Origin of the sequence: Tessaracoccus defluvii (genome assembly GCF_014489575.1) — a bacterium.
In the GTDB taxonomy this organism is placed as follows: Bacteria; Actinomycetota; Actinomycetes; order Propionibacteriales; family Propionibacteriaceae; genus Arachnia; species Arachnia defluvii.
On record NZ_CP060789.1, the window covers coordinates 2,879,419 to 2,897,354 of the forward strand.

Below are 17,936 nucleotides of genomic sequence, written 5' to 3' on the forward strand. Positions count from 1 at the left end.
GTCAGCGGTGCGGCGGGGTCTCGGGGTCCGCGAGCGGGAGCAGCGCCTCGGCCCAGGCACGGGCGGCATCTGCGTCGAGGTGGTCCTGGGCGCGCCGGCGGGTGACCCGTGCGAGCAGCTTGGACGCCCAGCCCACCTCGGCCGGCACGTACCGTCCGGCGAAGGCTGCGCTGGACAGCGCTCCGTGCCGGGCGACGACGGCGTCGTTGTAGGAGAGGGCGAGGTCCTGCTTGGCCGGGTCGGCGGCGTTCAGGCAGGTGTTGTACACGGCCAGCCTGGTGGAGACCAGGTCGGCCGCCTTCGCCTTCAGCCACGCGGTCGCTTCAGGGTAGTAGGCGGAGGCGTTGATGCCGCTGCCGAACACGACGAGGTCGGCGCCGTCGACGCCCGGGTCGGTCCTGACATCGGCGACGCGCACCTCGTGGCCGGCTGAGCGGAGCACCTCCGCGACGGCGTCGGCGATGTCGGCCGCGGCGGAGGTGCGGGTCGCGTAGGCGATCAGAACAGTACCCATGGGGACTCACGATATCCCGGGGGCGGCGTGCCCGGCGGGGCGGGTGCCGTTACCCCGGGAAACGGTGCTGTCAGTCGAAGATGGGCCCGACGGTGCGGGTCCGCTTCAGTTCGAAGAAGCCCGGGTAGGCCGTGACGAGCACGAAGCCGTCGAACAGCTTGCCGGCCTCCTCGCCCTTCGGGGCGGGCGAGATGACAGGACCGAAGAGGCTCATGCCGTTGACGCGCAGCACCGGGGTGCCGACCTCATCGCCGACGGGATCCATGCCCTCGTGGTGCGAGCGGCGCAGGGCCTCGTCGACGGCGTCGGTCTGTGCGATGTCGACGATGTCTGCGTCCGCTCCCACAGCCGCCAGCGCCGCAGCGACGGTGTCGGCAGCGATGGGCTCCTGCCGCAGGTGGAACCGGGTGCCGATCTCCGTGTAGAACTCGCGCAGCCTGTCGGAGCCGTGGCGCTGCTCGACGAGCAGCGAGGCCCTCGCCGGCAGCCACGCCTTGTCCATGTGGGCGCGGTAGCCGGGGTCGAGGTCGCGGCCGTCGTTGAGGACGGACAGGCTCATGACATGGAAGGTGGTCTTCACGTCGCGCACCTGCTCGACCTCGAGCATCCAGCGCGAGGTCATCCAGGCCCAGGGGCAGGTCGGATCGAACCAGAAATCAACATGCGTCGTCATGGCCCCATCTCAGCACATGACGCCGTGCGTCGCGGGTCCGTTCAGGCGACGGCGGCCGCCTCCGCCTCCTCCTCGAGTTCGTCGTACCCCTTCGAGCGACCGATGAGCTTGTCCATGATCGCGGCGATCGCGCCGTCGCCGGTCACGTTCGTCGCGGTGCCGAACGAGTCGATGGCGATGTAGGTCGCGATCATGAGGCCGACCTCGGGCTCGGTGAAGCCGAGCATCGATGCCAGCAGGCCCGCCGCGGTCATGATGGCGCCACCGGGGACGCCGGGGGCGGCGACCATCATGATGCCGAGCATGCAGATAAAGCCGATCATCAGGCCGGGGCTGACGTCCCGCCCGGTGAGCATCATCACGGCGAGAGCGAAGCAGGTGATCTTGATCATCGAGCCAGCGAGGTGGATCGTGGCGCACAGCGGCACGGTGAAGGAGGCGACGGGCTGCGAGACGCCCATCTTGACCGCCTGCCGCAGCGTGACGGGGATGGTAGCGGCGGACGACGAGGTCCCCAGCGCCGTGGCGTAGGCCGGCAGCATCGTGCCGAGCATCCGGATCGGGTTGCGGTGGGAGACGGCGCCGGCGACGCAGAACTGCAGGAACAGCATCACCCAGGTCAGGATGAACACGAACACGACGACACCGAGGAACGTGGTGATGACCGTGGCCACCTGGCCGCCCTGCGTCATGTTCAGGAAGATGCCGAAGATGTAGAGCGGCAGCAGCGGGATGATGATCTTGGCGATCACCCAGTTGACCAGGGAACGGAGCTCACGGAACCCGTTGAGCAGCGACTGTCCCGTGAGGGCCGTGAGCCCGATGCCCACCACGAAGGCCAGCACGACCGCCGTGGTCACGCCGAACAGCGGCGGGATCGCGAGGCTGAAGTAGGGCTCCAGCAGCGCCTCGTCCGGGTTGGTCAGCGACGGCGCCCCGCCGGCCGGCAGGACGCGCGGCAGGACCAGCATCGACGCGCCGTAGCCCATCAGGCCGGCGATCAGCGTGGACCCGTAGGCGATGGCGGCGGTGATGCCGAGCCACTTGCCGGCTCCGCGGCCGAGGTCGGCGATGGCGGGGGCGATCAGGCCGACGATGATTAGCGGGATGGCGAACCCGAGGAACTGGCCGAAGAGGCCGTTGAACGTGATGAAAATGCGGGTCAGGGGATCGGGGAACACGAACCCGCAGAGGACACCCAGCGCGATCGCGATGGCGATCTGCGGGAGCAGTCCGAGAGACAACTTCGGCTTCGGTGGCGATTGCTCATGCATGGGCGAACGCTACAACGACGCCCGCGCAGGATGGCGGCGGGGGCCGATAGACGAAGCACAATGGATGGGTCGGGCCAGGCCCGCCAGCGGAAGGAGCTCCCATGAGACCCGAGACGGCCGACGTCGGAGGCTGGTTCAGAACCGCCAGGGAAGGGGTCACCCTGCCGTACGGCGCCTGGGGGCCCGGCACCGGCGACCACGGACGGATCTCCGACGCCGCCGACCTCGCCGCAGGCCTCGACCTCTTCCGCGGGCGGCCGACGATGGTGCTGACGGGGGCCGGGATGTCCACCGGCTCCGGCCTACCGGACTACCGCGGACCGGACGCCGTCCCCCGCTCCCCCATGACGTTCCAGGAGTTCGTCGGCTCGGACCTGAGCCGGCGCCGCTACTGGGCCCGCAGCACCGTCGGCTGGAGGTTCTTCGGCAGGGCGCGGCCCAACGCAGCACACCTGGCCCTGGCGGAACTCGCCCGGCACACACCGATCACGGGGATCGTCACGCAGAACGTCGACGGCCTGCATCAGCTGGCCGGGTCGGCACCGGTGGTGGATCTGCACGGCAACCTCGCCGACGTCATCTGCCTCGACTGTGGGGCCCGGCTCAGCCGTGCCGACCTGCAGGCGGACCTTCTCCACCTGAATCCCCGATACGCCGAGCAGCTGATCAACCTGGCCGAGGACGCCAGGACGGCGCCCGACGGCGACGCCGAGGTCGACCGGACCGAGGACTTCCGGTACCCCGCCTGCGCCGGGTGCGGAGGGATGTTGAAGCCCGACGTCGTCTTCTTCGGCGAGAACGCCCACCGCAGCACCGTCGCGGCAGCCAACGCGCTGCTCGACGACGCCGACGCGCTGCTGGTCCTCGGCACGAGCCTGACGGTGATGAGCGGGCTGCGTTTCGTGCGGCGCGGCGTGCGGGAGGGCCGCGAGGTAGTCATCCTCAACGACGGCGCCACCCGCGGCGACGACCTGGCGAGCCTGCGGCTGCACGGCAGACTCGAAGAGGTGCTCGGCGCCTGGGCCAGGATCACGGCCGCCCATCCGCCGCGCACGACTGAGCCGCTGCGGGCCGTAGACTCTGCCCGTTCACCTGCGAGAGAGGTACCCCATGGCCGGCGGACTGGCAGCACTCCTTGACGACATCGCCGCGATCGCGCGGGCGGCGGCCGCCTCGGTCGACGACATCGCAGCAGCGGCTGCGAAGGCATCCACGAAGGCCGTCGGCGTCGTCGTCGACGATGCGGCGGTGACCCCGCAGTACGTGTCGGGCTTCACGCCGGACCGGGAACTGCCGGTCGTCTGGAAGATCGCCAAGGGCTCGATCATCAACAAGGTCGTGTTCATCCTCCCGGTGATCATGCTGCTCAGCCAGTTCCTGCCGTGGCTGCTGACGCCGCTGCTCATGTGCGGCGGCCTGTACCTCTGCTTCGAGGGGGCCGAGAAGCTGTGGGAGTCGCTCAGCGGGCACAGCGGCTCCAAGAAGGCCCCCGCCGTGATCCGGGGCTCCGACTATGAGGCCGCCATGGTGAAGGGCGCCATCACCACCGACTTCATCCTGTCGGCCGAGATCATGGTGATCTCGCTGAACGAGATCGCAGCCGAGAATTTCTGGATGCGGCTCGTCACCCTGATCATCGTCGCGTTCGCCATCACCGCGCTCGTCTACGGCGTGGTCGGGTTGATCGTGAAGATGGACGATGTCGGCCTGAAGCTGTCGCAGCGCCCCGCCACCAAGAAGCTGGGCGAGGGCCTCGTCAAGGGAATGCCGATCGTGCTGAAGGTGCTCAGCACCGTCGGCATCGCCGCGATGCTCTGGGTGGGCGGTCACATCCTGCTGGTCGGCATCAACGAGCTCGGCTTCACGCCCATCTACGACTTCGTGCACCACCTGGAGGAGGCGGCAGCGCACGCCGCCGGCGGGTTCGTCGGCTGGCTCGTCAACACGTTCTTCTCCGCGGTCCTCGGCCTGATCGTCGGCGCCGTCGTCGTCGCGGTCGTCCACCTCCTGCCGTTCGGGAAGAAGCACGACGAGCACGCCGACGAGCCGACACAGGCGGACGCCGCCGAGGCGATCAAGGCCGCGCACATCGAGGGGCCCGCCGCCGAGTAGGTCACATGGGGGCGAAGAGCAGCGCGAACACGAAGAAGAGAGCAGCCACGGCCACCGGGATCAGCAGGATGGCGACGAACACGCCGACCCCCGGCCGCTCCTGCGGGACGAAGCCGATGTTGCCCCTGTCGGCGAACTGGTGCATCGGGGCCTTGTAGAAGACGTCGACCACCTGACCGGGCATGGCCACGAAGTCGAGGTCCGCGGAACCGTAGGTGCGCAGCCAGCTCTGGTGCAGGTGGATGCGGTGCTGACCCGGCGGGACGGGGAACTGGAACACTCCGTGCGACGACCCGAGGGTCACGGGATACCCGTCGAGGGTCGCCGTCGGCGCGATCAACGAATTGGACCAGAAGCTGCCCTCGAGATGGAGCCGCAACCAGCCGGCATCTGCGGGCGGGCCAGGCTGCGAGTACGGCTGGGGAATCCCCGGCTGGTAGGGCGCCGGGACCGGGCCGGGGTACGGGGCGGGCAGCTGCCCGGGCTGGCCCGGGTAGCCGAAGTCTGGGTGCTGAGGCTGAGTCACGCCCCGCAGCCTACGGCGCCCGCGGCCCACCCTTTCGCTTGCCGCGAACCCGCCGTGGGCGCGCGCCGGGAGCCGATGTCGCCGGGTTACGATCTCGCCATGTCATATGTCGTCATCATGTCGCGCCAGGCCAATCCCCTTGACGCCCGCATGATGGCCTGTTGCTGTCGCTGATCCCCGACGATCCGCCCTGGCCCCACCGGCCCCGCCCCCGAGGCACACACCACACGTCGACACGTCGAGCCGCCCGGCCGACGCAGCCCGAGAGCACCGTCATGACCCTCAATCCCACTCCCGCGAAGACCCCTCCGCTGCGCGGGTTCGTCCTGTCCGTCAGCCTCACCGAGGAGGAGGCCCGCCGCGCGGGCACCAGCCTCGACAAGATCGCCAAGGCGCTGCGCTACCAGCTCTCCGCGATGCTGCCCGCCGCCTCTACCGAGTTCACCTACCTGGTGCCCCGCCCGGCCCAACGCGGAAGCCGGCCGCGGTTGACGGTGGCGCACCGCCCGCCGTCTGAGGACGGCCTCATCGTCGACCTGCGCCACGAGCAGGCGCGCATCGACGGCGCCGACGTGCGGCGGTCGCCCCGCGAATTCCAGCTCCTGCGCGTGCTGATCGCCTCCGCCCACAGCCCGCTCGACCGCGGAGGCCTGTTCGAGGCGGTGTGGGGCGGGTCGACGACGCCGGGCAACCAGCGCATCATCGACGTCACCATCCGGCGGCTCCGCAGCCGGCTCGGCGGCTACGGAGCGACGATCCGCACGGTCCGCGGCCTCGGCTACCGCTTCGACCCGCTGCCCGGCGTCACCGTGCTGACGGCGCAGGAGGCCGTCGACCGCGCCTCGTAGCCGCGGTCAGCGCCCGTCCCGGTTGGCCCCCGAGGCCGCGGCGAGCAGGTCGAGCGAGCCGTCGCTCAGCCCGCCGCTGACCACGGTGCAGGTCGGGGCCAGCAGGAACCGCCGCTCCCCGAACGCCGCCCGCGCCGCGTCGGTCTGCGCCGCGATCTCATCGTCGTGGTCGCCGTCGAAGATGCGATGGTCCACGCCGCCGGCGACGACGCCCGGCAGATCCGCGAGCCCCGGATTTCCGGCGGCGAACGAGTCCCAGTGCAGGACCTCGACGGGCCAGTTCACGAACCGCTCCGGGTGCGAGTGCGGGCCGCAGGTGTGCAGCACCCGTACCCCGCCGGAGGCGGCATGCAGGACCCGCTGGTCGTAGGGGGTGGAGAACTCGGCGAACCAGCCCTCGTCTGCACTGAGCGCCGGGTTGGCGGTGCCGGTGACGGCGTAGAAGATGCCGTCCGCGCCGGCCTCCCTGAGCCTGCCGACGAAGTCGACGAGGGTGTCGGTGATGGCGCCGAGTGCGGAGTGCAGCACGGCCGGGTCGGCGGCCCACAGCTCGTCGATCCGCAGCGTCGGGGTCGGCCCGAACGCCGGGTGCCCGACGTAGAGCGGCAGCCCGAGCCCCTGCAGCAGGACGCTCAGCGGCGAGAAGACGGTGTAGACGAGCGGCCGGTCAGGCAGCAGCCTGCGCAGCTGCGCCTGCAGCTCGACCTGCTCCGCCAGGACGGGCGAGTCGGGCAGGGCAACGACGCCTGCCAGGTCGTCGACAGTCGTCCATGCGGGGCTGACAAGGCGCGGGACCTCGCCACCGCCGTAGTCGGAGTCGTCATAGACGGCACCCCAGACCTCGCCGTAGTAGATGCCGCGCGGGTTGATCTTGAGCCAGCCGAAGTCATGCTTGAGCACCTGGGCCGCGATGGCGCTGCTGAGGGCCTCGGTGTCGTACTCGAGGCCAGGGAAGTGCTGCCAGGCCGAGGTGGCGAGCGTGCCGTCCGGGGCGTCGCCGGCCAGGGTGGCCTCGAAGCGACGGCGGTGGTCCGAGTCGACGGCCCGCCAGTCGATCCGTGTCGTGGTGGTGGTCACAGGTTCTCCTTGCGTTGCGCGCGGCGCTTGGCCGCCTCTTCCGGTTCCCCCAGCGACAGCATGAGCCGGTTGGCCCAGCTGAAGAACGATCCGCCGTTGATCAGGTCGATGATCGCGAGATCGTCGAGGCCCGCGGCGCGCAGCCGCGCGACGTGCCCCTCGTCGAACGCGATCGGCGTGGCACTGAGTGCTGCGACGGCGGCGACGACCGCACCCAGCCTCTCGTCGCCCAGGTCGGCGGAGACGCCGTCGTCGACGAGCGCGGTGACGGCGCCGGCGATCGTCGGGTCCTCCCGGACGGCGAAGTTGGTGTGGACCGAGGCGCAGAACACGCAGCCGTTGAGCCGCGACGTGGCGGCAGCGGCGAGCTCGCGCTCGGCCCGCGGCAGCCCGTCGGCCGCGTTGTAGAAGATGTCCAGGTCGGTGAGCGTGCGGGCCTTCAGCACCTCGGGATCGCGGGCGAGCAGCCGGAAGTACGGGTTCGCCGCCCGCTCGGGCTCGACGAGGGCATCGATGTGGCGCTCCGTCAGGTCCTCGCGGGCCAGCGGCTCAATCCACGGGACCCAGCCGAGGCCTCCCACGACGAAGCGGTCGGGGCCAAGGCCCTTCTGGACGGGGACGAGTCCGGCGGTCATGCGAGCTCCTCGAGTCGGGCAAGGACGCGCAACCCGGCGGCCGCGCGCAGCTGGAAGGTCAGGAACGCGACGGCCTGGGACAGCGTGACGATGTCGTCGAGGCTCCAGCCGGCGTCGATGAGCCGCGCCAGGTGCTCCTGGCGGGCGTCGCGGGGGTGGAGCACCAGCAGGTGCACGTGTCGCAGCCCCGCGGCCAGGCGGTCACCCAGCGTGGCGGCGGCTCCGGCGGGGAGGACCGCCTCCCCGGTGGGCACCGACTCGGAGGCCAGGCCGGGCTCCCGGTAGCTGCCGGTCGGTCCGGCGGCGCGGGTGGCGTCGCCCGCGTCGCGGACGGCGGCGATCAGGGCGTCGTCCGCGACATCGCCGAGGAGGTCGGCGTAGAACCCGGCCGAGGCGGCGTCGTCGTGCAGCACGGCGACGAACAGCGCGACGGCGAGGCGCTCGTCGAGCCCGAAGGTGCCGGGATCGGCCGGCTCGAACAGCGCCTCGAAGCTCACCTGGGCGTTGGCCCTGGCCTGGGGGCGACGGTCGCGGAGCGCATCGACGGGATCGCCGGGCGCGAGGCCCGCCAGCGTGGAGATGATGTCGGTCATCACGCCCCCCAGCCGAGCGCCGGGGCCACCTCGGTGGCGAGGAGTTCGAGCGAGCGCAGCGTGATCTCGTGGCCCGGCTCGAGGGAGTGGACCTGGAAGGCGACCTCGGTGGCCGACGCGGCGACGGTGTCGCGGCGCAACTGGTCGATCACCTCGTCGGGGGTCCCGAAGACCGAGTCGGTGGCGAGCAGGATCTCCTCGGGGTTCAGACCGGTCAGGTCGCGGCCGCCGAAGCCGCCGGCGAACCGGCGCAGGCTCGGCAGCGCGGCCTCGAGGACGCGGGTGCGGTTCTCCTCGTCGACCACGACGACGGTGCGGGACGCCAGCAGTCGACGCTGGCCGCCGTCGCCGAGGGCAGCCTCGTAGACCTCGACGATCGGGGCCTGGATCTCCACCAGCGACGCGTCCGGGTTGTCGGCGGGGCGGGGCTGCGAGCGCGACAGCATGAGGCCGTCGTTGCGCGCCCCGGCCAGCGCGGCGCCGGCGGCGGAGAACGTCGCCTGCCACAGGCGACGCTCCAGGCCGGGCGCCGCCGGGTACAGCCGGTTCTCGTCGGCGCCGAGGGACCCGCCGTCGAAGGCCGTGAGCAGCGTGGCGAACTTGGCGGCGAACAGGTCGCGCCGGTCCTCCGAACGCAGCCCGAAGGCGGTGAAGCTGGCCGGCGTGCCGCCGGTGCCGATGCCGATCTCGACCCGGCCACCGCTGATCTCGTCGACGACGGCGGCGTCCTCCGCGACGCGGATCGGGTCTTCGAGCGGAAGGGTGATGACGCCGGTGCCGAGCCGGATGGTCGAGGTGGTGGCGGCCGCGGCGCCGAGCAGCACCCACGGCGACGGCAGGCCACCCTCGGCCGCGTGGAAGTGGTGCTGGGCGACCCAGGCGCTGGCGAAACCGAGGCGTTCGGCCGTGGCGATCTGTTCGAGCGCGAAGCGGTAGCGGTCGGCGGGGCTCGCATCCTCGAGCAGGCGGGTGAACAGGCCGATGCGGGGGGTGGTCATGGGTGGTCCTCCTGGGTCAGATGGTCGCGTAGAGGCGGCCGGGGATGGCGTCGAGCAACGCCTGGGTGTAGTCGTGGCGGGGGCGGCGGAAGACGTCCTCGGTGGCGCCGGCCTCCACCTGGACACCCTCCTTCAGCACCGAAACGGTGTCGGAGATCTGCCTGACGACCGCCAGGTCGTGCGAGATGAACACATACGTGAGGCCCCGCTCACGCTGCAGCCGGTCGAGCAGCTCCAGGATCTGCGCCTGGACGGTGACGTCGAGGGCGGAGACGGCCTCGTCGAGGACGACAAGCTGCGGCTCGATCACCAGGGCGCGGGCGATCGCGACCCGCTGCCGCTGCCCGCCGGACAGCTCGCGCGGCAGCCGGGTGGCGTACTGCTCCGGCAGCGCGACGGCGTCGAGGATCTCGCGGACCTTCGCCTTCCGCTCGGCCGCGGAGGCGCCGATGCGGAAGTTGCGCAGGGGCTCCTCGATGATCGAGCCGACGTGCTGCCGGGGGTCGAGCGAGCCGAACGGGTTCTGGTAGACGAGCTGCACCGCGCGGCGCTGCTCGCGGGCCCTGGCCCCACGGACGCTCCGGATCTCCCGGTCGCCGACGCGGACCGACCCGGCCGTCGGGTGGTCGAGGCCGACGAGGATGCGGCCCGTGGTGGTCTTGCCGGAGCCCGACTCGCCCACGATGGCGTGTGTGGTGCCGGGGGCGACGGTGAAGCTCACGTCGTCGACGGCGCGGAACGGCTCTTCCTGGCGGCCGCGGGAGAACTCACGGACGAGGCCCGTCACCTCAACCAGGGGCGCGGTCTCCTCGGGGACGACGACCGTCTCGCGGGTCCGGACGCTGAAGGAGGGCACGTCGGAGATCAGCTGGCGCGTGTAGTCACGTTCGGGGCTCGTGATGACCCGGGCCGTCGGCCCGACCTCCTCCATCCGTCCCTGCCGCATCACGAGGAGACGGTCCGCTCGCTCGCCCGCGACGCCGACGTCGTGCGTGATGAGCAGCACCGACGTGTTGGTGCGCAGCCGCAGCTCGTCGATGAGGTCGAGGATGCGGCGCTGGACGGTGACGTCGAGGGCGCTGGTCGGCTCGTCGGCGATGATCAGCTCGGGCTCGAGCGCGACGGCCGCCGCGATCAGGACGCGCTGGCGCATGCCCCCGGACAGCTCGTGCGGGTACTGGGCGGCGCGCCGCGGCGGGTCGGGGATCCCGACGAGCTCCAGCAGTTCCAGCACCCGCCCCTGCACCGCCTTCGGGGAGGCGCCGTGCAGCAGCAGCGGCTCGGCGATGCTGGCCCCCACCGTCCGCAGCGGGTTGAGCGAGTTGTTCGGGTCCTGCGGGACCAGCGCGATCCGGGTGCCGCGGACCTGCCGCCAGGTGCGGCGGCCGGAGGCGAGCAGGTCGAGGTCGCCCAGCTTCACGGAGCCGCCGACGATGCGCGCGTTGGCGGCCTGCAGCCCGATGATGGTCTGCGCGATGGTCGACTTGCCGGAGCCTGACTCACCGACGACGCCGAGCACTTCGCCGGCGGCGATCTCCAGGGAGACGCCGTCGACGGCGCGGCGGGAGCCCTCGTGGGTGGTGTAGTCGACGGTGAGCCCGTCGACGGTGAGGATGGGGGCGCTCATCGGGTCACCTCTCGGATGGCGTTGCTGAGTCGGTTGGTCGAGAGCACGACGGCGACGACCACCAGACCCGGCAGGGTCGTGAGCCACCAGCCGGTGGCCATGTAGTTGCGGCCCTCGGCGATCAGGAGACCCCACTCGGGCGTGGGCGGCGGGGCGCCGTAGCCGAGGAAGCCGAGGGTGGCGATCTGCAGGATGGCGCTGCCGAACTGCAGGGCGATCAGGGCGATGACCGGGCCCATCGAGTTGGGCAGCACGTGGCGGCCCAGCACCGACCAGAAGGTTCCGCCCGAACCGTACGCGGCCTCGACGAAGTCCGAGGTGCTGACGCTGACGACGCGGGAGCGCGCCAGGCGGGCGAAGGTGGCGATGGAGGTCAGGCCGACGGCGATCGCCGCGTTGGTGGTGCCGAAGCCGAGCAGGATCACCACCGACAGCGACAGCAGCAGGCCGGGGATGGCCAGCAGGACGTCGACGAGACGCATGATGATGTCGTCGACGATGCCGGGGCGGGCTCCGGCGATGACGCCGAGCAGCGTGCCCACCACGAAGCCGATCCCGACCGCGGCGGCACCCGCGCTCAGCGAGTGTCGGGCGCCGTGGACGACGCGGGCGTACAGGTCGCGGCCCGTCGCGTCGGTGCCGAACCAGTGGAGCGCCGACGGCGGCTTCAGTGCTTCCTTCGCCGAGCCGGAGATCGGGTCGAAGCCGGTGAACAGGCCGGGGAACACCGCCCACACGAGCACGATGAGCAGGATCAGGAGGGCCACCAGCGCCCCGGGCCGCAGCAGTTCGCGCTTGATCATGCCGCCTCCCTCCGCAGCCGGGGATCGATGACCGGGTAGAGCAGGTCGACGATCAGGTTGATGGTGACGAAGCCGACGGCGGCGAGCAGCACGACGGCCTGGATGACGGGCAGGTCGCGGTTGGCGACCGCCTGCTCCGTCAGGGTGCCGATGCCGGCGCGGCCGAAGACGGCCTCCGTGACGACGGCGCCCGCCACCAGTTCGCCGAACAGCAGGCCGGCGATGGTGATGGTCGGAAGCAGCGCGTTCTTGGCGACGTTGCGCACCAGCAGCCACCATTCGCTGGCGCCGCGGGAGCGGACGACGTCCACGAACGGGGCCTCCTGCACCTCGTCGAGGCTGCGGATCAGCACCTGGCTGAGCGGGGCCGAGATCGGCACGCTGATCGTGATCGCGGGCAGGATCAGGGCCTCGAGGCCGGTGGCGCCGATGACGCGCACCCACCCCAGCCCGAAGGAGAACACCTGGATCAGCAGGATGCCGACCCAGAAGGCGGGCACGGACACGAACAGCGGCGGCAGGGTGCGGATGAAGCCGCGGAGCCGGCCGAACGGCGGGAACGAGGCCAGGAAGGCGATCACGACGGCGACGACGACCGCCAGCGCGAAGCCGGTGGAGGCCAGCACCAGCGTCTGGGGCAGCGCCGTCACGATGAGGTCGGCGACGCGGGCGCCGGACTGCATCGACGTGCCGAAGTTGCCGGCGATGTAGTTGCCGATGCTGGTCAGGTACTGCACCCAGACCGGCTGGTCGACGCCGTAGACGCGGCGCAGTTCCTCGATCTGCTCGGGGGTGAGCCCGAGTTCGGGGTTCTGGTACCGGGCCAGCACCCCGTCGCCGGGCAGGGCCTGCATGAGGATGAAGGTGGCCGTGAAGGCCAGCAGGATCACCAGCAGCGCCTGGGCGATGCGCTTCAGGACAGCCACGTGCGGTTCACCTCCCTCATGCCTGGCCCCGCCGCGTCGATCACTTGTTCAGCCAGACCGAGTAGAAGCTCGGCCGGGCGACGGACTCCGTGGTGAAGCCCTGGACGTAGGTCTGCAAGCCGTAGACCTGCGGCTCCTCGAACAGCGGCAGCACGTAGAAGTTGGCCGTCAGGTAGTCCTGCACCGCGCCGCTGGCGGCCGCGCGGTCCTCATCCTTCGGGGAGGAGGCGACGGCCTCGAGCAGCCGGTCGAGCTCCGGATCCGTGATCTCGCCGGTGGCCGAGCTGAGGTTCTGCAGCACGTTGCGGTTGGCCGAGTGGTACTGGCTCTTGATGACGTCGTAGTCGGCGCGGGCGACCATCGAGTGGTACACCTGCACCTGGTTGATGTCGTTCGCCGCGGCTGTCTGGGCGGCCTGGTCGCCGGAGATGGTCGAGACCTCGATGCCGACCTGGCGGAGCTGGTCCTGGATGATCGTCACGACGTCGGCGGAGCGGGGCTGCGGCAGGGCGATGTTGAAGGTGAGCGCCAGGCGCTCGCCGTCCTTCTCCCGGATGCCGTCGCTCCCGACGACCCAGCCGGCCTCGTCGAGGAGGCTGGTGGCCTTGGCCTGGTCGTAGACGAGGGCGGCCGACTGGTCCTTGTAGCCGCGGGCACCCTTCGCCAGCGACGACGTGGCCAGCGGGTACGACTCGGTGAACAGGGCCTCGAGGATGGCCTCGCGGTCGATGGCGGAGAAGATGGCCTCACGCACGTGGATGTCGGTCAGCAGCGGGTGCCCGAAGCGCAGAGCAAGCGAGTTGGTGACTCCGTTGGTGGGGCGGCTGACGATCGGCAGCCCCGCTCCCTTGACCACTGCCTCGTCCGGCGCCTCGACCTGGCGGGCGATGTCGGCCTGACCGGCCGTCAGCGAGCCGATGCGGACGCTGTTCTCGCCGGCGACGACGTAGCTGATCTGGTCGAGGTAGGCAGGACCCTGGTGCTCCAGCGACGGCGGCGCCCAGTCGTAGTCGTCGCGGGCCTTGACGACGAGCTGCGTGCCGATGTCCTCCTTCTCGATGACGAACGGGCCGCTGCCGATGATCGTGGCGGCCTGGCCGGGGCCGAAGCCGTCGGCGTCCTTGTCGAGGGTCGCGTCGGACAGTAGGCCCGAGTTGATGGTCGACACGGCCTGCGCGAAGCCGGGGGCCGACGCCTTGAAGTGGAACTTCACGGTGGTGGCGTCGACGACCTCGCCGGACTCGTAGTTGTTGATGGCCTCCGAGACGGACAGCGTCCGGTCCTTGTCGCCCTTGCCGAACAGGTCGAAGTTCTTGACGACGTTCTCCGCCGTCAGCTTCGTGCCGTCGGAGTAGGTGACGTCGTCGCGGATCGTGAACGTGTACTCGGTGGCGTCCTCGTTGACCACGGGCAGCGCCGTGGCGATCCACGGCTCCAGCTCGAGGGTCTCGGGGTTCTGATAGAGGAGGCGGTCGGTGATGTTGTTGACGATGCCGCCGTTGGGATAGAAGCCGGCCGACGGCGGATACAGCGTGTTCCACGTCTGCGGCTCGAGGTAGGTGAGGGCGCCGCCGGGCGCCGGCTCACCGGACGCAGCGGGGGTGGTCGGGTCGGTGCCCGGGGTGGCGGCGCCGCAGGAGGCAAGCAGGGCGGCCGCAACGGATGTGACGAGCAGCGTGGTCAGGCCACGCACCCACTTGGACTGTGTCATGAAGACTCCTGGGACTCAGGTGCCCGGCCCGGGTGGCCGGATGAGAGCAGTCTGAGGAGCCGAAAAACGCCGATCCAAGCCCGCGTGAAATGTTGTGCAACACGCTGCCACACGCTGTAACACGGGAATGAACCGCTCGTCGAAGCGCTTTCACACGGCGTTTGGCGGTGCCGGAACGCCCGGAGATGTCAGGCGGAGACGTCAGGCGGCGAGGCCCGCGGCACGCAGCCCCGACGCGGTCACCGCGCCGAGCACGACCACCAGGATGAACGGGGCCCGCAGCCACAGCGCGACGGCCGCCACCGCGACGGAGGCGACCCTGGCGTCGAGCACCAGCGAGGTCCCCGACGCGAACGTCTGCGTGATCACGAGCGCAGACAGCAACCCGACGGTGATGGCGGAGGCCGTGTCCGCCACGCGGGGTCGCTCCAGCAGGTCGGGCGCGACGAAGTAGCCGATCAGCTTCTGCGTAAGGGCGCCGAACGCGGCGACGAGGATCCAGAACCAGAGGCTCATGCCGTCTCCTCCCCGCCAGGACGGTGGGTGAGGAGCGCGACGAGCGCGGCGGCAGCACCGGCGGCGAGGATCGGGACCCCCGCAGGCGCCAGTGGGACGGCGACGACCGCGACGACGGCGGCCACCACGCCGATCGCCTGCGCCTGCCGCTGCCGGAGCCGCGGCCACAGGAGGCCGACGAACGCGGCCGCGGCGGCGCCGTCGAGTCCCCAGCGGGCGGGGTCGCCGAGCACGTCGCCGAGCAGCGCGCCGCCCAGCGTCGCCAGGTTCCAGAACACGAACACGCCGATCCCGGCGGCCCAGAAGCCGACCCGCCGCGAGGCCGGATCCGGCTGGGCCAGGGAGACGGCCACGGATTCGTCGATCGTCACCTGCGCCGCGGCGACCCTCCTGGCGCCGCGCAGGTGCAGCAGCGGCGCCATCTGCAGGCTGTAGAGGGAGTTGCGGACGCCGAGCAGCAGCGCGGTCGCGGCGGCCGCGGGGCCCGCTCCCCCGCCGCCGATCACGCCGATGAACGCGAACTGGCTGCCGCCGGTGAACATCAGCAGGCTGAGTACGCACGTCTGCCAAAGGGTCAGCCCGCTGGCGACGGAGAGGGCGCCGAAGGAGATGCCATAGGCCCCGGTGGCGAGGCCGACGGAGATCCCCTGGCGGACGGCGGAGCGCACGGCCTCGTCGGTCGGGGGTGTCGACGTCGCGGCCTGAGAGGCTGGGCTGGTCACTGGTCGATCACCCGTTCTTTATACCCGCGGGCCGCAGGAGGGGGCGCACAGGTCCCGGATGGTGAAACGGAAGGGGGCGGTCCTTCGAGACGCTCGCTGGCGCTCGCTCCTCAGGAACCGGAGACTTCCAGACTATGCCCCGCCCACCCCCTTGCCGCAAGGCCCCCAGAGGGTGCACAATCGTCGCTCCCGACCGACAAGCGCCCCCTGGAGCCGCCCTGATGTCCGTCTTCTCCCTCCGCACCACCTCCCCCAAAGCCGCCCCGGCCCTCGTCTCTGCCGACGACGCCCACCTCGGCCGCGTCGCCGAGCGGCTCGCCGTCCGGCGCCACGAGCTGACCACGCAGCTCGACGAGCTACGGCGCTCGGCCGCCGGCCTCGGCCAGTACGCCGTCGAACGCGACATCCAGATCCGGCGGGTTGCGGCGCAGCTGCGGCTGCTGGAGCGCTACGGCGTCGACCTGTGCCTCGGCCGCATGGTGGGCGTCGACGGCGCCGTCACCTACGTCGGGCGTTCCGGGCTGCTGGATGCCGACGGCGCGCAACTCCTGGTCGACTGGCGCACGGAAGCGGCCGCCCCGTTCTTCGCCGCCACGCTCGCCGAGCCGCAGGGCCTGGCCAGCCGCCGCCGCTACCGCTGGGCCGACGGCCGCGTCGTCGACTACTGGGACGAGGCGTTCGCCGACGACGTGCCGGGCGCCGCGCTCGACGACCAGTCGGCCTTCATCGCAGGGCTCGGCGCGAGCCGCTCGCCCAGGATGCGCGACGTGCTGGCCACCATCGCCGCCGACCAGGACGCCGTCATCCGGGCGCACGCCCGGGGGCCGCTCGTCGTCGACGGCGGGCCCGGCACCGGCAAGACCGTGGTGGCGCTGCACCGCGCCGCGTTCCTCATGTACGCCGACGCCCGGGTCGCGCAGGGAAGCGGCGGGGTGCTGTTCGTGGGGCCCGGCCGGCAGTACCTCGACTACGCCGACGACGTGCTGCCCAGCCTGGGTGAGGACAGGGTCGCGATGTGCACGTTGCGCGACCTGGTCGTCGAGGGGGCGTCCGCCGTCGAGGAGCCCAATCCGGGGGTGGCGCGGCTCAAGGCGCGGCTGGACCAGGAGCCGATCGTCGACGCCGCCGTCCGGTTCTACGAGGAGCCGCCCGTCGAGGACACGGAGCTCGACACCCCCTGGGGTGCCCTCACCCTCACCGTCGAGGACTGGACGGAGGCGCTGGCGTCACACGAGCCGGGCGCCCCGCACAACGACGCGCGCGACCAGGTGTGGGACGCGCTGCTGGAGGCGGCCTGCGATCAGGTCGACCCGGAGGAGGTCGACCGCGACGCGCTCCGGGCCTGGCTGGAGGGGGCCGAGGAACTGCGCGACGTGTTCGGGGAGACCTGGCCGGTGCTCGATCCTGCCGAGCTTGTCTCCGACCTGTGGTCCGTCCCGGCGTTCCTGCGGCTCGCCGCCCCGGGGCTGACCCCCGATGAGCGGGCGGCGCTGCGCCGGGACGAGGGAGCCATGTGGACGACGGCCGACCTGCCGCTGCTCGACGCGGCCCGCCGCCGGATCGGCGACCCGGCTGGCCCGGCGCGGCGCCGTCGGGAGCGGGCGGCGCTCGCCGTCGAGGCCGAGGAGCGGGAGCGGGTGGCCGCCGACCTGATCGCCTCCGATTCCACCGAGATGCAGGTGATGAAGATGCTGCGCGGCGACGACCTCGCCGGCGCCCTGCTCGAGCCCCTGGACCGGCCGGACGTCGACCCGCTGGCAGGGCCGTTCGCGCACGTCATCGTCGACGAGGCCCAGGAGCTGACGGATGCCCAGTGGCGGATGCTGCTGGCGCGCTGCCCGTCGCGGAGTCTGACCGTCGTCGGGGACCGGGCGCAGGCCCGGGAGGGGTTCCCGGAGTCGTGGGCCGAGCGGCTCTCCCGGGTGGGCCTGGGTGACGCGCGGGTGGCCCGACTCACCGTCAACTACCGGACCCCGGCCGAGGTGATGGCCGTCGCGGAGGCGGAGATCCGCACGGCCCTGCCCGACGCCAATGTGCCGACCTCCATCCGCGAGACAGGCGGACGCGTGCTGCGCGGCGAGCCGGCCGACCTTCCAGGTCTGCTCGACGGCTGGCTGGCCGCGCACGCCGAGGGCATCGCCTGCGTCATCGGGGCCGACGGCGTCACGCCGCGGGAGCGCGTGAGCGTCCTGACCCCGGTGACGGCGAAGGGGCTGGAGTTCGACCTCGTGGTGCTGGTGCGGCCCGGGCAGTTCGGCGGCGGGATCACGGGGGCGGTCGACAGGTACGTGGCGATGACCAGGGCCACAGGAACGCTGGCCCTGCTCGGGGCGTGGCCGCTGCCGGTCCGATAATCTCGACGTCAGATTCGGGGGAGGTTG

General features: G+C 71.5%; 18 protein-coding genes. 4 read left to right on the plus strand and 14 right to left on the minus strand.

Going from position 1 to position 17,936, the window contains the following annotated elements; translation table 11 throughout:
- Position 1 precedes the first annotated feature (1 nt).
- The 3 genes from H9L22_RS13675 to H9L22_RS13685 form a co-directional block, all read right to left on the minus strand.
- Positions 2-514, minus strand: a complete 513-nt coding sequence (locus tag H9L22_RS13675) for a flavodoxin domain-containing protein (RefSeq protein WP_187720408.1) — start codon at positions 512-514, stop codon at positions 2-4.
- Positions 515-584: 70 nt separating this feature from the next.
- Positions 585-1,187 (minus strand): DsbA family protein, encoded by a 603-nt coding sequence (locus tag H9L22_RS13680; RefSeq protein ID WP_187720409.1) that lies wholly within the window; start codon positions 1,185-1,187, stop codon positions 585-587.
- Positions 1,188-1,228: 41 nt separating this feature from the next.
- The gene (locus H9L22_RS13685) at positions 1,229-2,461 is read right to left on the minus strand and encodes a dicarboxylate/amino acid:cation symporter (protein ID WP_187720410.1); all 1,233 of its coding nucleotides are present in this window, start codon (positions 2,459-2,461) and stop codon (positions 1,229-1,231) included.
- A gap of 101 nt (positions 2,462-2,562) precedes the next feature.
- Between H9L22_RS13685 and H9L22_RS13690 the strand changes: the two genes are divergently transcribed.
- A complete protein-coding gene (locus H9L22_RS13690) occupies positions 2,563-3,600 on the plus strand; it encodes an NAD-dependent protein deacetylase (RefSeq protein WP_187720411.1) in 1,038 nt (345 codons plus the stop codon).
- Positions 3,572-4,573 carry a DUF808 domain-containing protein gene (locus H9L22_RS13695; RefSeq protein ID WP_187720412.1) on the plus strand — a complete coding sequence of 334 codons (1,002 nt, stop codon included), beginning with the start codon at positions 3,572-3,574 and terminating at the stop codon, positions 4,571-4,573. Before H9L22_RS13690 ends, H9L22_RS13695 begins: the two co-directional genes overlap by 29 nt.
- Before the next feature lies 1 nt (position 4,574).
- Here H9L22_RS13695 and H9L22_RS13700 read toward each other — a convergent pair whose 3' ends face one another.
- Positions 4,575-5,099 carry a hypothetical protein gene (locus tag H9L22_RS13700; protein WP_187720413.1) on the minus strand — a complete coding sequence of 175 codons (525 nt, stop codon included), beginning with the start codon at positions 5,097-5,099 and terminating at the stop codon, positions 4,575-4,577.
- Positions 5,100-5,374: 275 nt separating this feature from the next.
- Between H9L22_RS13700 and H9L22_RS13705 the strand changes: the two genes are divergently transcribed.
- Positions 5,375-5,947, plus strand: a complete 573-nt coding sequence (locus tag H9L22_RS13705) for a winged helix-turn-helix domain-containing protein (protein ID WP_187720414.1) — start codon at positions 5,375-5,377, stop codon at positions 5,945-5,947.
- A gap of 6 nt (positions 5,948-5,953) precedes the next feature.
- Here H9L22_RS13705 and H9L22_RS13710 read toward each other — a convergent pair whose 3' ends face one another.
- The 10 genes from H9L22_RS13710 to H9L22_RS13755 all read right to left on the minus strand — a co-directional run bounded on the left by H9L22_RS13710 (position 5,954) and on the right by H9L22_RS13755 (position 15,555).
- Positions 5,954-7,024, minus strand: coding sequence for a uroporphyrinogen decarboxylase family protein (locus H9L22_RS13710; protein WP_187720415.1), 1,071 nt, complete (start codon positions 7,022-7,024; stop codon positions 5,954-5,956).
- Positions 7,021-7,659, minus strand: a complete 639-nt coding sequence (locus H9L22_RS13715; protein ID WP_187720416.1) for an alkylhydroperoxidase domain protein — start codon at positions 7,657-7,659, stop codon at positions 7,021-7,023. The genes H9L22_RS13710 and H9L22_RS13715 overlap by 4 nt, the downstream gene beginning before the upstream one ends.
- Complete coding sequence (locus tag H9L22_RS13720; RefSeq protein WP_187720417.1) at positions 7,656-8,252, minus strand: CMD domain protein; 597 nt, start codon at positions 8,250-8,252, stop codon at positions 7,656-7,658. The genes H9L22_RS13715 and H9L22_RS13720 overlap by 4 nt, the downstream gene beginning before the upstream one ends.
- The gene (locus tag H9L22_RS13725; protein WP_187720418.1) at positions 8,252-9,250 is read right to left on the minus strand and encodes a putative FMN-dependent luciferase-like monooxygenase; all 999 of its coding nucleotides are present in this window, start codon (positions 9,248-9,250) and stop codon (positions 8,252-8,254) included. The genes H9L22_RS13720 and H9L22_RS13725 overlap by 1 nt, the downstream gene beginning before the upstream one ends.
- Before the next feature lie 16 nt (positions 9,251-9,266).
- Entirely contained in the window at positions 9,267-10,877 is a 1,611-nt protein-coding gene (locus tag H9L22_RS13730; protein WP_187720419.1) for a dipeptide ABC transporter ATP-binding protein, read from the minus strand.
- The gene (locus H9L22_RS13735; RefSeq protein WP_187720420.1) at positions 10,874-11,680 is read right to left on the minus strand and encodes an ABC transporter permease; all 807 of its coding nucleotides are present in this window, start codon (positions 11,678-11,680) and stop codon (positions 10,874-10,876) included. The genes H9L22_RS13730 and H9L22_RS13735 overlap by 4 nt, the downstream gene beginning before the upstream one ends.
- Entirely contained in the window at positions 11,677-12,606 is a 930-nt protein-coding gene (locus H9L22_RS13740; protein WP_226965867.1) for an ABC transporter permease, read from the minus strand. The genes H9L22_RS13735 and H9L22_RS13740 overlap by 4 nt, the downstream gene beginning before the upstream one ends.
- A 40-nt stretch (positions 12,607-12,646) precedes the next feature.
- Complete coding sequence (locus tag H9L22_RS13745) at positions 12,647-14,317, minus strand: TIGR04028 family ABC transporter substrate-binding protein (protein ID WP_187720421.1); 1,671 nt, start codon at positions 14,315-14,317, stop codon at positions 12,647-12,649.
- 201 nt (positions 14,318-14,518) lie between these two features.
- A complete protein-coding gene (locus tag H9L22_RS13750; protein ID WP_187720422.1) occupies positions 14,519-14,833 on the minus strand; it encodes an AzlD domain-containing protein in 315 nt (104 codons plus the stop codon).
- Positions 14,830-15,555: an AzlC family ABC transporter permease gene (locus H9L22_RS13755; protein WP_226965868.1), complete on the minus strand. Its 726-nt coding sequence runs from the start codon at positions 15,553-15,555 to the stop codon at positions 14,830-14,832. Before H9L22_RS13755 ends, H9L22_RS13750 begins: the two co-directional genes overlap by 4 nt.
- 221 nt (positions 15,556-15,776) lie before the next feature.
- On the opposite strand from H9L22_RS13755, the gene helR reads away from it, so the two are divergent.
- Positions 15,777-17,909, plus strand: a complete 2,133-nt coding sequence (gene helR / locus H9L22_RS13760; protein ID WP_187720423.1) for an RNA polymerase recycling motor ATPase HelR — start codon at positions 15,777-15,779, stop codon at positions 17,907-17,909.
- Positions 17,910-17,936 lie beyond the last annotated feature (27 nt).